At 23.9% G+C, this 15167-nt stretch carries 15 protein-coding genes, 2 tRNA genes and 3 pseudogenes; 9 read left to right on the top strand and 11 right to left on the bottom strand.

The window, feature by feature from the left end:
• Window positions 1-68 precede the first annotated feature (68 nt).
• Entirely contained in the window at window positions 69-560 is a 492-nt protein-coding gene (locus I5Q57_RS02990) for a hypothetical protein (RefSeq protein WP_215826742.1), read from the top strand.
• A gap of 254 nt (window positions 561-814) precedes the next feature.
• On the opposite strand, the gene I5Q57_RS02985 is transcribed toward I5Q57_RS02990, so the two are convergent.
• Window positions 815-1078: a hypothetical protein gene (locus I5Q57_RS02985; RefSeq protein WP_215826741.1), complete on the bottom strand. Its 264-nt coding sequence runs from the start codon at window positions 1076-1078 to the stop codon at window positions 815-817.
• A 397-nt stretch (window positions 1079-1475) separates the two neighbouring features.
• Window positions 1476-1928, bottom strand: a complete 453-nt coding sequence (locus I5Q57_RS02980) for a hypothetical protein (RefSeq protein WP_215826740.1) — start codon at window positions 1926-1928, stop codon at window positions 1476-1478.
• A 111-nt stretch (window positions 1929-2039) separates the two neighbouring features.
• On the opposite strand from I5Q57_RS02980, the gene I5Q57_RS09610 reads away from it, so the two are divergent.
• The 5 genes and pseudogenes from I5Q57_RS09610 to I5Q57_RS02965 all read left to right on the top strand — a co-directional run bounded on the left by I5Q57_RS09610 (window position 2040) and on the right by I5Q57_RS02965 (window position 5664).
• Window positions 2040-2174 (top strand): hypothetical protein, encoded by a 135-nt coding sequence (locus I5Q57_RS09610; RefSeq protein WP_256444909.1) that lies wholly within the window; start codon window positions 2040-2042, stop codon window positions 2172-2174.
• A pseudogene (locus I5Q57_RS10035) lies at window positions 2149-2292 on the top strand (IS1/IS1595 family N-terminal zinc-binding domain-containing protein); the annotation flags it as partial. The gene I5Q57_RS09610 and the pseudogene I5Q57_RS10035, both read left to right, overlap by 26 nt.
• A 69-nt stretch (window positions 2293-2361) precedes the next feature.
• Complete coding sequence (locus I5Q57_RS02975) at window positions 2362-3018, top strand: transposase (RefSeq protein ID WP_215826739.1); 657 nt, start codon at window positions 2362-2364, stop codon at window positions 3016-3018.
• 304 nt (window positions 3019-3322) lie between these two features.
• Window positions 3323-4432, top strand: coding sequence for a DDE-type integrase/transposase/recombinase (locus I5Q57_RS02970; RefSeq protein ID WP_215826738.1), 1110 nt, complete (start codon window positions 3323-3325; stop codon window positions 4430-4432).
• 83 nt (window positions 4433-4515) lie between these two features.
• A complete protein-coding gene (locus tag I5Q57_RS02965) occupies window positions 4516-5664 on the top strand; it encodes a hypothetical protein (RefSeq protein ID WP_215826737.1) in 1149 nt (382 codons plus the stop codon).
• On the opposite strand, the pseudogene I5Q57_RS02960 reads toward I5Q57_RS02965, so the two are convergent.
• Window positions 5632-6729: pseudogene (locus tag I5Q57_RS02960) on the bottom strand (IS3 family transposase); the annotation flags it as partial. The gene I5Q57_RS02965 and the pseudogene I5Q57_RS02960 sit on opposite strands and share 33 nt — an antisense overlap.
• A 471-nt stretch (window positions 6730-7200) precedes the next feature.
• Here I5Q57_RS02960 and I5Q57_RS02955 point away from each other — a divergent pair.
• A complete protein-coding gene (locus I5Q57_RS02955; RefSeq protein WP_215826736.1) occupies window positions 7201-7953 on the top strand; it encodes an IS1/IS1595 family N-terminal zinc-binding domain-containing protein in 753 nt (250 codons plus the stop codon).
• Between the two features lie 241 nt (window positions 7954-8194).
• Window positions 8195-9244 (top strand): hypothetical protein, encoded by a 1050-nt coding sequence (locus tag I5Q57_RS02950; RefSeq protein ID WP_215826735.1) that lies wholly within the window; start codon window positions 8195-8197, stop codon window positions 9242-9244.
• A gap of 374 nt (window positions 9245-9618) precedes the next feature.
• On the opposite strand, the gene I5Q57_RS02945 is transcribed toward I5Q57_RS02950, so the two are convergent.
• The 8 genes and pseudogenes from I5Q57_RS02945 to I5Q57_RS02905 all read right to left on the bottom strand — a co-directional run bounded on the left by I5Q57_RS02945 (window position 9619) and on the right by I5Q57_RS02905 (window position 14093).
• Window positions 9619-10065, bottom strand: coding sequence for a hypothetical protein (locus I5Q57_RS02945; RefSeq protein ID WP_215826734.1), 447 nt, complete (start codon window positions 10063-10065; stop codon window positions 9619-9621).
• A 154-nt stretch (window positions 10066-10219) separates the two neighbouring features.
• Window positions 10220-10369 (bottom strand): hypothetical protein, encoded by a 150-nt coding sequence (locus I5Q57_RS02940; protein ID WP_215826733.1) that lies wholly within the window; start codon window positions 10367-10369, stop codon window positions 10220-10222.
• A gap of 122 nt (window positions 10370-10491) precedes the next feature.
• Window positions 10492-10567: transfer RNA gene (locus I5Q57_RS02935), tRNA-Glu, on the bottom strand.
• A 6-nt stretch (window positions 10568-10573) separates the two neighbouring features.
• Window positions 10574-10649 (bottom strand) — tRNA-Asn (locus tag I5Q57_RS02930).
• A 319-nt stretch (window positions 10650-10968) separates the two neighbouring features.
• Window positions 10969-12251: pseudogene (locus tag I5Q57_RS02920) on the bottom strand (uracil-xanthine permease family protein).
• A 459-nt stretch (window positions 12252-12710) separates the two neighbouring features.
• Window positions 12711-12977: a hypothetical protein gene (locus tag I5Q57_RS02915; RefSeq protein WP_215826730.1), complete on the bottom strand. Its 267-nt coding sequence runs from the start codon at window positions 12975-12977 to the stop codon at window positions 12711-12713.
• Between the two features lie 117 nt (window positions 12978-13094).
• Window positions 13095-13418, bottom strand: a complete 324-nt coding sequence (locus I5Q57_RS02910; RefSeq protein ID WP_215826729.1) for a hypothetical protein — start codon at window positions 13416-13418, stop codon at window positions 13095-13097.
• A gap of 27 nt (window positions 13419-13445) precedes the next feature.
• Complete coding sequence (locus I5Q57_RS02905) at window positions 13446-14093, bottom strand: UPF0236 family transposase-like protein (protein WP_215826728.1); 648 nt, start codon at window positions 14091-14093, stop codon at window positions 13446-13448.
• 396 nt (window positions 14094-14489) lie between these two features.
• Between I5Q57_RS02905 and I5Q57_RS02900 the strand changes: the two genes are divergently transcribed.
• Complete coding sequence (locus tag I5Q57_RS02900) at window positions 14490-15122, top strand: hypothetical protein (RefSeq protein WP_215826727.1); 633 nt, start codon at window positions 14490-14492, stop codon at window positions 15120-15122.
• Window positions 15123-15167: the final 45 nt, after the last annotated feature.

The raw sequence follows: 15167 nt of genomic DNA, 5'->3' as shown, positions 1-15167 counted from the left end.
ATTTTCGTATAATATATATATATATATATATATATATCGAAAAAAAACAAAATGAAGGAGTTAATTTTATGAAATTTTTAAACATAACCGCTATTTTAGGATTAATAACACTGCCAATTATTGGCTGTGCTAAAAAAGCAAATGAATCAGTAGAACAAAAAAATAACAAAAATAAAACTTATGATTTTGAAATTAGAGACGTAGAAAAAATGAATTTTTGGTTTTTGAATTCAACAAATAGTATTGCAGAGGTTAACATATATAAAAAAGATAATAGCAATCTAAATGAAAAATTACCAGAATTAAAAAACTTAAACGATTTTACTTTCCGATTTACAAAAGAATTGCAAAATAATCAGGATAAACAAGAAAAAATTAGAAACTTAATAACAACATATGGACAAAAAATAAAAGAAAATAGCACTTATAAAACATGAGTAATTAATAAAAAAATAACAATTAAAGCACAAGGCACAAATTTAACTAATTTCAAAGATTTTTTCGATAAAACAAATTACAGATTAAATGAAACAAATAATTTTCAAATTGAAACTCCTTAAATAACTAAATTAAAAAAATGTTAAAATCACCGACCTATAAAGGTATTTTTCTATGATGACAATGCCCTTAAACAACTAAGCAATTTTTTCATTTTTACAAAAAAACCAGTAATTTTAGTTAATTACTGGTTTTAAATTTTATTTTGTTATATACAATTTATACTTTTATTTTTAACAAAAGATTAAAAACTTGTCATGTTTGTTGTTAATTGATTACCCCTAAAATTGATAGTAATTTTTTCATATTATTTTATCTATTTTTTAAATATATATGGCCCCCTAGAAGTCGCAAAATAAATCTTATTAGTTATTTTATCAATAAAAATATTTCGAATATCAATGTTTTCTAGTGTATCAATTTTTCTAACAGTGGGTGTTAAAGATTTTATTTTATTTTTTGATAATAAATAAATGCTATTATTTTTAATAAAATAAACATTGTTTTTATTATCAATTAATATATTTCTATTAACTTGTATTCTATATATTTTTGTAAATTCCCCATTATTTTTTAACATATAAGTAAAATAATCTGAACCAATATATATATGATGATTATCATCAATACTGATTGAAGTAACATCAGGTCTATATATTTGTGTAAATTTTTGAACTTCATTTGTTCCTTGTTTTAATAGATATATTCCTCCTTCATAAGCAGAATTACTATTTATTCCAAAATAAATATCACCTTTTTTTGTAATGCCTATATTTTTAAGAGTACCTTTTGCTGAAAATGGTTTAAAATTTATTTCTGTTGGAGATTATTCTCGCCTTGTTTTAAAATATACGCATTATACTTTTTTGGGCCAATATAAGCATAACCATCAATTGGGCGAATATCAACATTACTATTTGTTGTGCCAATATAAACATCACCATTATATATATTAAGTGAAGTAATAAATTTTTCATTTATCCCCCCATTTTAGTTACAGTATATGTTCCTTGTTTTAAAACATAAAATGAATCTGAAGCAACAATATAAACATTATCATTATTATCAATAACCATTGAATCAACTTCACCATTTATTCTATTTATTTTATTCGGAGTTGATTTATCTTGTTTTAAAACATAAAGATTATATGAACCATATGTAGGAATATTATTTTCACTTTTATAAAAAAATATATTTCCTTTACTATCAACGGCAATATTTCTAATATCAGATTCTATATTGGTGAATTTTTCAATATAAGAATTACTACACGTATTTCTTTGTACTCTATTTAAATTTTCTAAATTATTTGTTTGTGAATAATTAATTTTACTTTTAATTTCTGAAACCGGAGCGTTTCCAACAATGCCTGATATTCCGCTTCCCGCTATGGTTATTGTCCCTAATAATCCTAAGAGGTTTTTCATATTAATCAAATCCCTTTCGTGAATTTTTACTAATTAATAAAATTTACTTTTAATTTTGTCGAAAACTCTTGATATTTATTGAATATACTTAATTTTAGGTATATTTTTAATATGATAGAGGTGGATAATAATTATGGAGAAAATAATTCAAGAACTAGTAAACACTTTAACAGATGATCAATTTTTAGAATTTTATGAAAAAGTCAAATAACAAGCAGAATTAATAAAAAAACAACGTTTAAATAAAATTGATCAAAAATTTAGGGCAAAAGGCATTAAATGCCCTAAATGTGAATCTTACCATCGCGTTAAAAATAGACATAATTCAGAAGGAAAACAAAAATATTTATGTAAAAATTGTCATGCAAGTTTTGACGCTTTTCGTAATCATTTTATTTATTGAAGTCATTTAAATTATGAACAATGAAATTTATTGATTCAAATTTCATTGCTGGGGCAATCTAGTAAAACAATTTCTCGTTTTATTAAAACTACATTAAAAACTGCTTGATATAATCGTCAAAAATTAATGAAATCAAAACAATTAGAAAATACCCAATTAAAATTTAAAAAATTATCTGGTAAAATCCAAATCGATGAAACATTTATTAAAGAAATTCATAAAGGAAATTTCAAACATAAAACTGATCCACGAAGAATTTACCTTGACCCATTAGCAACTAATACTAAATGTTGTATTCAAATGGCAGTTGATAATAATAACAATATTTATGTTAAATCCACAAACACCAAACGTTTACAAAAACAATGAGTTATTGAAAATATGAACAAAGAATTAATTAACCAAAATTCAATTATTACTTCTGATATGCAAAAATTATATTTTTTAGTAGCAAAACAAACAAATTCTACTTTATGTGTAACTAAAACAACAATTAATCCTGAAGCTAGTTATCGTAACTTAAATAAAATCAGTAAATTACAATCTAGTCTTAAAGAAGCCTTAATTCATTATCATGGTTTAGGTTTTACTAATATTCAAAATTATTTAAATCTCTGAAAATGAAAATACCAACATAAGGGTTTAACTCCAAACCAACAAACAGCGGTATTATATTTTAATGTATAAAAAATTAAAGTAAAAATAGTAATTTTACATAAAAGCCTTTTAAAATTATCAAGTTGATGATTTTTTTTATTTTATCAAGAGTTTTCTACAAAATTAAAAAAATTTACTTAACAATTAACACCCTCTCTCCAAATCTTGGTCTGGAATCTTCTTACTTTGGAAATTCCCTCTATACCAACAAACAAAAATTTTTACTTTTTTAGGTCATTAAATATGAAAAAATTTAATAAATTTACAAGTAACGGTTGATTATATTAAAAATAAATTAACAAAAACAATTAAATAGACAGCAGGGTTATAAACAATGAAATATATTATCGCTGAAAACCAATTATCAGATTTAGAAGCACGCTTACAATGCTGATTAAAGAGTTTTTACCGAGATAAAAACTATCATAAAACTAAAAAACGAATTAATAATTATTTAAACCTATGCAAACAATTTTATACCGAAAAAAATACTTTAAAATCATTAATTAAAAAACATTTTCACAATATTGACATAACTTTTTATCGTTGAGCTGAGAAAATTATTAGTGGTTATTATGCAAATGATTTTAGTAATTTACTAATTAAATCAACAAAACCATTAAATCCACATTATCAATTTACCATTGAAAGTCGTAAAAAAGTATGTGATGTATTTTACAAATACAAAAACATTAAAGCTGGCGGTGTCTGGTCGTTATATAAAAATCTCCTAAGAGGTGAACATGATGCCCATAAATATGATTTGCCAAGAAATATTAGAACCTTTTGTCATTGAATTAAAAATGACCCTCGTTATGATAAAATTAGACAAAAAATTAAAGAAAATAAACGCTATTATCACCGTTATGAAGTGAAAGAAATTGGATTAATACAAATGTATGCTAAACACTTTCCCAAGTCAAAATACCCGGTAGAAAAAAATATGTATGTCTATGACTTTATTGATGAAAAGACAAGAATGGTATTTGGTTATGTTTATGATAGTTTAGGAACTAACAACGCCATTAATGCTGTGCAAAGAACAATATATGATTTTAAGAAGTTCGGAATAGAAGTTAATAGAATTAGAACTGATAATGCTCCTGAATTTACTACTACTAATTGAAGTAATAAAAATGAATATAAGATAAAAGAAAGACCTTTTAGTAAATATTTAAAAGATAATAAGATAATACAGGAAACTACACCGATAAGGTCACCACAAAGTAATGGTAAGATAGAAAGATTTCATAAGAATTATAATAATTTATTATTGTTAGATGATATCAAAAGATTTAATACTAATGAATTACAAAGATATTTAAATGAATATTATTACTTTTATAACTTCCAAAGGAATCATTGAACAATAAAAGACACCCCATTCAATTTTTTAAACAAACTTTTAAAAACCTCTTGAAACCAACATATGTCCGCGCTATAGTACACTTTTAATAATTTTATTATAGAAAATTAATATTTTGATAATTTATAAATAGTGAGGTTTTCAATGTTAAAAAAAATGTAATGGTTTTGATATTAATTTTTTTTACTTTAATTAATTTAATAAATAATAATCTTAATAATGTTAGTAATAATGATTCTAATATCATTGGTAATACTCAAAAACTCAAAATGCAAAAAGATATTCTTATTGATATTAATGAGTTTTTTAATATTTTGAAAAATGATAATTTTATTATTTTTACTTCGGAAATTAATCTTGATGAACCGGAAAACATTAAAAGTTGATTTAAAAATTGATTGTTAGAAGTAGAAGCATTATTATTTGCTAGTCAAAATAAAAGAATAAATAATTTACAAAGCATTATTTTGAATGGTTTTAAAAAAAATTATAATAATAAAAAAATGGAATTATTTTTAAAATATATTCAAAAAAAATGAACGGAAGATATTTATGTTACGATATCATTTCAAATATTTGATTCAACAATTGAAAAATTTCAAGAGTGGTTACATAAACATTTTAAAAATAAGTATTTAACCTTGCGTGAGATGTATGTTAATAACATAACTGATATTAGTCATTCACAATTATTTTCTAGAATTCCATCTGTCCAAGAAAGTTTTAAAGAATCTGTTCCAATGACAATTACTTTTAATAATAAAAAAATATTTATGACTCAAATATTTTTTATGTTGAATAGTTATGAACACGATAGTAATGTTGATATGATAGCTGAGTTTAATTATTGGCGAATAAATTTAAAAATTAAAATTAAAATGCTGAAATTTAAAATTTATAAAATAAAAATTTATAGTTATATGACATTCTTATTAGAAGTAGAAGAAAGATTGTTGCTTTCTAATGATCCAAGAAATGAATATTGAACTATGAAATTAAAATTATCAAAAGCTGAATTAATACAAGCTAATTTTATTCGCCGACTACAAGAATTTCATAATAATTTATGTTTTATTTATGGAGCATTATCTACTTTCTGAAATGAAACTTTTTATTATTTAAATATTTACCCCTTGTCATTTGAATTAGAAAATAATTTTGATACCAATCAGCTTGAAAATGATAATTGGTTAAAAGCACAAGAAAATTTTAATGTAAGTTTTGTTTTTAAAATTAAGGAATGGTATGGTAACCCTTTTTTGGACACTTTTTATGTAGACTGTCATTTTAATAAATTCAACAGGCGTTAAATAATTTAAACTGCCATGTATTCTAAGATTATTGTATTAATTAACAAAATAAAAATTAACATTTTAATTGTGTTAAATTTTCAAATTTTTTACCCTTGATAAATTCCGTTTTAAAAGTTTTGTAAGTTGTTTCAGCCACAGCATTGTCATAAGGACAACCCTTCGCACTCAATGATCTTTTAATATTAAAGGTTATTAAAATTTCATCAATGATTTTATTTTTGAACTCATTACCACGATCAGTATGAAATAAAGTTATTTTATTTAATGGTCGTGTTATTTTATGAAAAGCTTGTTGAACTAGTTCAGCGGTTTTTTTGGTCTGGCACTATAGCCAATTATTTCTCGATTAAACAAGTTAATTAATAAACAAATATAATGTCATTTTCCTCCAACTTGCACATATGTTAAATCACTAACAACAACTTCATTAGGTTTTTTGTTATTAAATTGACGATTTAAAACATTACTAATTTGGTCATTATTAACCATTGTTCTATGATTACGATATTTTAATTTGGTGTATTTAGAAACCAAATTATTTTTGATCATAAGGAATCTGATTTTTCGACGTGATAAGATAATATCTTTTCTCATTAAAACAGCTTTAATTTTACGAGCACCATAAATTTTAAGACTTTTATTAAATGCACCGATAAATTCTTCTTCATAATTATTAACATCATACTTAACACAATTATTAGTTTGATAATAATATGTTGATTTTGCTATTTTTAATATTTGACACATTTTTAGCACGGAATATTTTTCTTTATTATTGTTAATAACTCCTATTTTTTGCCAATTATCAGCGCTACTTGCTTTAAAATGTCATTTTCCATTCGTAATTGTTGGTTTTCTTTTCGCAAGTAAATTAATTCATTTTCTTCGATAGTGCGATTATCATGCACTTTAAATGACCCAAAATTATTAAAATTTTCAATTCACTGATATACGGCTGATTTTGAAATTCCGTATTCTTTAATAATTTCAACAATGCTTTTTCCGTTTTGATAAAGCATGACAATTTTTTTTAAATTCATTTGAATATGAGTTTTTGCCCATTTTTATCTTCCTACTTTCTTAATAATTTTATTTTATTTGAAAGTCCACATAAATATGGTCCAAATTATTGTAAACTATCCATTAAATTTTATGTTAAGGATAAAAAACTAAATCAAAATGAAATTCAACATTTCTTAAATCAATATTATTACTATTACAACTTTCAACGCTGTCACTCGTCATTAAATACTAAAACTCCATTTCAAATACTACAAAATTTTATAAATTAATTCCCTATTAACTTTTAAATCATTATCTCAATTATTTTTTGGTAAATGTGGATTATTATTTTCTACATATTACTACAATTAGATAATGGCATTGTACTTTCGCGTGACAACAAAAACATACCGAATAAACTAAGTAGTTTTTTGATGCATTACTTTTTTAATTTTGTAGAAAACTCTTGATATTTATTGAATATATTTAATTTTAGGTATATTTTTAATATGATAGAGGTGGGTAATAATTATGGGAAAAATAATTCAAGAACTAGTAAATACTTTAACAGATGATCAATTTTTAGAATTTTATGAAAAAGTCAAACAACAAGCAGAATTAATAAAAAAACAAAAACGTTTAAATGAAATTGATCAAAAATTTAGAGCACAAGGCATTAAATGCCCTAAATGTGAATCTCGCCATCGCGTTAAAAATGGACATAATTCAGAAGGAAAACAAAAATATTTATGTAAAAATTGCCGTGCAAGTTTTGACGCTTTTCGTAATCATTTTATTTATTGAAGTCATTTAAATTATGAACAATGAAATTTATTGATTCAAATTTCATTGCTGGGGCAATCTAGTAAAACAATTTCTCGTTTTATTAAAACTACATTAAAAACTGCTTGATATAATCGTCAAAAATTAATGAAATCAAAACAATTAGAAAATACCCAATTAAAATTTAAAAAATTATCTGGTAAAATCCAAATCGATGAAACATTTATTAAAGAAATTCATAAAGGAAATTTCAAACATAAAAATGATCCACGAAGAATTCACCTTGATCCATTCGCAACTAATACTAAATGCTGTATTCAAATGGCAGTTGATAATAATAACAATATTTATGTTAAATCCACAAACACCAAACGTTTACAAAAACAATGAGTTATTGAAAATATGAACAAAGAATTAATTAACCAAAATTCAATTATTACTTCTGATATGCAAAAATTATATTTTTTAGTAGCAAAAAAACAAATTCTACTTTATGTGTAACTAAAAAAACAATTAATGCTGAAGCTAGTTATCGTAACTTAAATAAAATCAGTAAATTACAATCTAGTCTTAAAGAAACCTTAATTCATTATCATGGTTTAGGTTTTACTAATATTCAAAATTATTTAAACCTTTTCCTGCCTAACAAAACTTTATGCGTCCCTTAAAGGGAGAAATTAATTTATTAATTTATGATAAGATGTAAGAATATAAATTTAAAATTAATAAAGGATAAAATATTATGAAAAAATTTCTAAGTACTTTAGGTGCAATTACATTAGTAGGATCAAATGTAACAAGTTTAGTTGCTTGTAATGGTAAATCTGAAACAAATAAACTACCACAACAAAATAATTTAGAGAGCTTATTTTATGATAAACATAATGTATTTTATAAATCAGCAATTTGAAATAATAAACTTTATGTAAGCGGGACAAAAGATGACGAAAAAAAGTTTTATGAATTAGATTTAAATGATCCGAATAAAAAACTTAATGAAATTAAAGTTATTAATGATGAAATTTGAAGTTTGCTTATTGTAAATGATGAACTTTATGCCGGAACAAAGTATGATGGTTTATATGTAATTAATCTTAATGATCCAAAAAAACAACCTGAAAAAATAAAAGGGATAAGCAATTGAGTTGATAGTTTACTTGTTGTAAATGATGAACTTTATGTCGGAGGAAATAATGGTTTATATGTAATTAAGCTTAATGATCCAAAAAAACAACCTAATAAAAATACTATTATTCCAGATAATATTCCATATGAAAAAATTCGACTTGAAACAATTTCTTTTTATAAAGATAATTTTTATATTGGATTACAAACAAATTATGATCAAAGTAAAGGTAAAATTTATAAATTAAATATAAAAACTAATAATTTTTCTGTTTTTAAAGAAAAAGATGACAAAGATAATGAATTTGATACTATTTATACTTCGTATGTTGTGAAAAATAAACTTTACTTTCATACAAGAAATTCTTGATATTCTACTCTAGAAAATGGGAAATTATATGAATTAGATTTAGATGATTCCAATAAAAAACCTATAGAAATTAAGAGCATTAATTGTGCAGTTTGAAGTTTAATTGCTATAAATGATAAACTTTATGTTGGAGGAAGTGGGGGCTTATTTGTAATTGAGCTTAATGATCCAAAAAAACAAGCAAGAAAAATTTTTAGTGAAGTTATTAATTATTCAATAACCTCGCTGATTATTGATAAAAAAATTATGTATATAACAGCAAAAAATGGAAATATATGAAAATGATTAATTAAATAAAAATGAAAATATTTTATAGCAATTAAGATTGCTATTTTTTATTTTTGTAAAAAGAATATGAAAGTAATGTTTTAATTTTGTCGAAAACTCTTGATAAAATAAAAAAAATCATCAACTTGATAATTTTAAAAGTCTTTTATGTAAAATTACTATTTTTACTTTAATTTTTTATACATTAAAATATAATACCGCTGTTTGTTGGTTTGGAGTTAAACCCTTATGTTGGTATTTTCATTTTCAGAGATTTAAATAATTTTGAATATTAGTAAAACCTAAACCATGATAATGAATTAAGGTTTCTTTAAGACTAGATTGTAATTTACTGATTTTATTTAAGTTACGATAACTAGCTTCAGAATTAATTGTTGTTTTAGTTACACATAAAGTAGAATTTTTTTTGCTACTAAAAAATATAATTTTTGCATATCAGAAGTAATAATTGAATTTTGGTTAATTAATTCTTTGTTCATATTTTCAATAACTCATTGTTTTTGTAAACGTTTGGTATTTGTGGATTTAACATAAATATTGTTATTATTATCAACTGCCATTTGAATACAGCATTTAGTATTAGTTGCGAATGGGTCAAGGTGAATTCTTCGTGGATCAGTTTTATTTTTGAAATTTCCTTTATGAATTTCTTTAATAAAAGTTTCATCGATTTGGATTTTACCAGATAATTTTTTAAATTTTAATTGGGTATTTTCTAATTGTTTTGATTTCATTAATTTTTGACGATTATATCAAGCAGTTTTTAATGTAGTTTTAATAAAACGAGAAATTGTTTTACTAGATTGCCCCAGCAATGAAATTTGAATCAATAAATTTAATTGTTCATAATTTAAATGACTTCAATAAATAAAATGATTACGAAAAGCGTCAAAACTTGCACGGCAATTTTTACATAAATATTTTTGTTTTCCTTCTGAATTATGTCCATTTTTAACGCCATGGCAAGATTAACATTTAGGGCATTTAAATACCTTGTGTTCTAAATTTTTGATCAATTTCATTTAAACGTTTTTGTTTTTTTATTAATTCTGCTTGTTGTTTTACTTTTTCATAAAATTCTAAAAATTGATCATCTGTTAAAGTATTTACTAGTTCTTGAATTATTTTTCCCATAATTATTACCGCCTCTATCATATTAAAAATATACCTAAAATTAAATATATTCAATAAATATCAAGAGTTTTCTACAAAAATAAAAAACTTTATTTTAAAGTTAGATTATTTATATCACTTAATGGTGACCCGTACGGGATTTGAACCCGTGAATGCACGCGTGAAAGGCGTGTGTGTTAACCGCTTCACCAACGGGCCCTAAAATGGCGCCTAGTGTAGGGCTTGAACCTACGATCTACCGGTTAACAGCCGGGTGCTCTACCAACTGAGCTAACTAGGCAATTGTTTAATTCAATCATTTTAAATTATATCTGCTTTTAATTTTTTTGCAACTAAAAATGCCATAGTTTAACAATTTTGCATTTATTAAATTTCCGGATTTTTTAGTTACAATAAGGTATGGCAACCCTTTTTTGGACACTTTTTATGTAGACTGTCATTTTCTGAATTCATTTGAATATGAGTTTTTCCCCATTTTTATCCCCCTACTTTCTTAATAATTTTATTTTATTTGAAAGTCCACATAAATATGATCCAACTTACTTGTAACCTCTCCAATATAACTTTAAGATACAACACAAGAATAAATTTAAATACGATTATTCCTTATTTAATAAAATTTTAAGTTTAATTCATAAATTACTATGCAATAATAAATTTAAAATAATACCAACAATTGAAGATAATGACATACCTGTTAATCTTAAACCATCTGCAATATTCATAACAGCTTGAACAATGGCTAAAATTAGCACAATACCAATAACAAATATATTTTTCATATCATTTAAATTTACTTGATTATCAAATAATACTTTAATGCCATTAGTAGCAATTAATCCAAAAAGAAAAATTCCTACTCCTCCCATAATGGGTTTGGGAAACATCGTTATTATTTGCGTAACCGGAGCTAAAAATGAAACCCCAATTGCGATTAATGCCGCTCCACCAGTTACCCAAACAGAACCCATTCTAGTAATTGAAATAACCGAAGCATCTTCACTATATGTTGTATTAGGTGGCCCCCAATAATTGCTGACACCGAAGTAGCTAAACCATCACCTAATAATGTCCGGTGTAATCCCGGATTTTTTAAATAATTATTTCCTGTAATTTGACCAATATTTATATGATCACCAATATGCTCAGCAATCGTAATAAATATTAATGGTAATAAACTAAAAATAGCAGTAACTAATATTTTATTATTAATGTTTCAAATTCCTTTAAAAACACTTTTATTTCAAGGGTGTCAGCTTCAATTATTAATATTTGTAAGTAAAGATGTATTAATAATTTCATAACTACTACTAAAATGAAATATTAATGCGACTAAATATCCAACAATCATTCCCAATAAAATCGGAATTACCTTAAAAATTCCTTTACATAAAATATTAAAACTAATAATTGCCAATAAAGTAATTCCTGCAATTAAAATTGCTATTCAGTAAGGATAAAACTCTTTTTCACTTAATCAATTTGGAGGATTTAAACCTGAATTATTAATAGCAATTCCTGCCGCCGATAAACCAATTATAATAATCATTGGTCCAATTACTACGGGTGGTAAGATTTTATTAATTCACTTATTACCAATAAAATATATAATTAAAGCAACTAACATATATCCTAAACCAACAAAAAATAACGCTAAAAAAACAGAACCATTGCTAGTCCGATCCGTTATTTTTAATAATGTGCCTATAGTTGTCATATATGCAAAAGAAGAACCTAAATATACTGGAACTTTTGCCTTAGTAACTAATATATAAATTAAGGTTCCTAATCCCGAAGCAAATAATGCCATTGAAGTAGTAATTATCATTTGACCGGAAATATTATTGATAACTAATGGTGCTAAAATATTCGCGCCAAACATTGCAAAAACATGCTGACAAGAAAATAAAAACCATTGATAATAATTTTGCGGTTTTTGTGATGCTGTTAAAAGTAAATTTTGAGCCATGTCCGCTTCCTTTCTATATTAAAAAGCACTTAAATATTTATATTTAAGTGCTAAAAACTGGAATTAATTTAAGAAAAGAATTATTGGTAATTATTATCATTTTCATTACATTAACTCCTTTCTTTTTTGCCAATATAAATGGTAACATTAATCCGTTTAAATGTCAAAATAATATTTTAAGGGGTAGCGTTTAGTTTTCTTAGGTATTGCTTTGAAGAAGTAAAACAATCAACTAATTATATTATTTAATTACTAAACTAACCACACCTTTCTCGTTATTGTCATTTTTATTCATTACCATTTTATCATATTATTGAATTTTTAAACAATAAAAAATTATTAATTTTATTAAATTTTAACTAATATTTTTACTTAATTAAATCTATTATATTTATTTGTTACAGCATTACCTTTGTAGTTAATTCAACTATCATCATTTTTATTATTATATTTATTTCATAATGAATTTTTATATATTTCTTTTCTGATTTCTATTTCTGAATTAATATTTTTATTAATGTAATGTAATACATTTAATTTGTTTAAATTTGCCATTCTTAAATGTAATAAGTTATTTAAATTCTTATGATTATATATTTTCGCCCCATATCCTAATTGTTGTTTTACCAAATGCGACACATCACTTTCAATGCTACAACCAATATTTCATTCTAAATTTTGATTATGAATGCCATGCTTATTATTACTGAAATAACTACTAGCCTTTCTTAAATTTATTTTAATATCTTTATTTAATTAATTTTTAGCAACATTACGAATGTTTTTGATTAATTCTTGATGATTTCCACCCTTATATAATTTAATTCAACTATTTAGTGTTACTTTACGATTTTCAAAAATAATATTAAATGCAGTTTGTTTTAATTTTTTAATAGCATGATAACCATCTAAAATATATCTAACATTACCAAAACTATTGGCAATTTCTCTAATTCAAGTAGCACCATCGTCACAAACAATTATTCTGTCATAATTAATATTCACATAATGTTTTTGTAATTCCTTAATTAATAAATCACGATAATACATTGTATTTATTCGTTTACCAACTTTTAACATTAGAAAACGACCTCGTTTGTTTTCTAATTATCTACGAGCATTTTTGTAATTTTTTTCTTTATGTCCGGTATGAAAAGTAACTAAACGAATTCTTTGGTCTTGTTTAACTTTATGATCTAATGTCGCTAAAAAGGTCTCATCTAGTTGAATATATAAATCCTTATTTTTGACATCAATTCTAGTTTTAGTTTCTTTCTCTGCTAGTTGGAAATATTCAGCAATATCATATTTATTTAAAATATTTGAAATACTAGCTTTTGAAATATAACAATGATTTAGAGCATCTAAAACATCGCGATAGCGTTTACCATCGCCCAAAAGACTTAAAACTTTAAATTGGATATCAAAATAAATGCGTTGTTTGGATAATAGACCAATTTCTTTATCTACCAAACATACGTATTCAAATTTACCTGATTTTTGATTTCAATATTTATATCGGCGTCGTTTAAAAGTAACTTCACCAAAAATTGTAATAATTGTTCTTAAAGCAAAATGAAATACTTTATAACCTTGTTTTAACCGATAATGATATTTATATAAGTATTCATCTAATTTTTCATATTCATTAGCTAGTTGTTCACATTTGTTAGTGTACATATTTTTATGGGTTGTAAATAAACTGAACCAATGCTTGTTTTCTAAGGTTTTTACATTATTATTAATTTTTAACATAATAAATTACCTTTCTTGGTAGTAATTTTAACTAAGTTAAATTTAGTTAACTTATTTTTCTTTTTTAAAGATAAATGTTTTTCTAAAAATTTATTGTTATTTTATAAATTCGTTTGAATGATTATATTAATTTTATTCATATTTATTTAATAAAATTCGCTAGAACAAAATACTCATAACTTTATGATAAAAAATAAGGATATCAAGAATTAAATATAAAATTGTTATTAAATTTTTTCATATTTAATGACCTGAAAAAGTAGAAATTTTTATTTGTTGGTGTATAAGGAAATTCCAAAGCAAGAAAGATTCTAGGCTCAGATTTAGAGAAAGGATGTTGATTGTTTATTAAATTTTTATTAATTAGTAAAAATTTGTGAAAAGGATTTGATATTAATGAAAAAAATATTAGGAATCTTAGGAACTACAACAATAACAGGAAGCGGAATGACAGGGCTTGTTGGAAATGTTCCAGTTTTAACAAAAAATGAAATTAATTATTTACAAAGATATAAAAAAAGCAAAAATAAACCAATAATAATTGATAGTTATCAAAATAAAATTGAAATTACACCAATTTGAACTGATCTAGAAAAAACATTTGGGGGTTTAACAACAGTAATATCAAATACAATTAGTATTGTTTCCACAAATAATCAACAACTTTATTATTTGGATGTAACAAAGCCAGCTAGCGAAATATGGGTTGAATTAGGAAAACAAAGTGGGTCAACTATTAAAGTTTCAAATACAAGTATTATTGTTCAAGAATTTAAAACTGATGAACTTTGATATTTAGATTTTTCAAATCCATATAACCCTGTTTGAACTGACGTAGGTAAAAAAGTAACTTTCGGTCCTGCTCAAATGTCAAATACAGTTTTTATTATTTTAGAAAAAGATACCAATGAGCTTTATTATTTGGATGTAACAAAGCCAGCTAGCGAAAGATGGGTTGACTTAGGAAAAAATATTATGAATCCTCCTTGATATGGTCGTGTTTCTAGTGCCATAACTTTTATTATGTAAAAAAATACTCAAAAACTTTGATATTTAGATTTTTCAAATCCATAT

The sequence above is a fragment of the Spiroplasma endosymbiont of 'Nebria riversi' genome (assembly GCF_018831625.1).
Classification (GTDB): domain Bacteria; phylum Bacillota_I; class Bacilli_A; order Mycoplasmatales; family Nriv7; genus Nriv7.
Note: the sequence above shows the minus strand (reverse complement) of the source record. Positions and strands in the feature narration are given on the sequence as shown.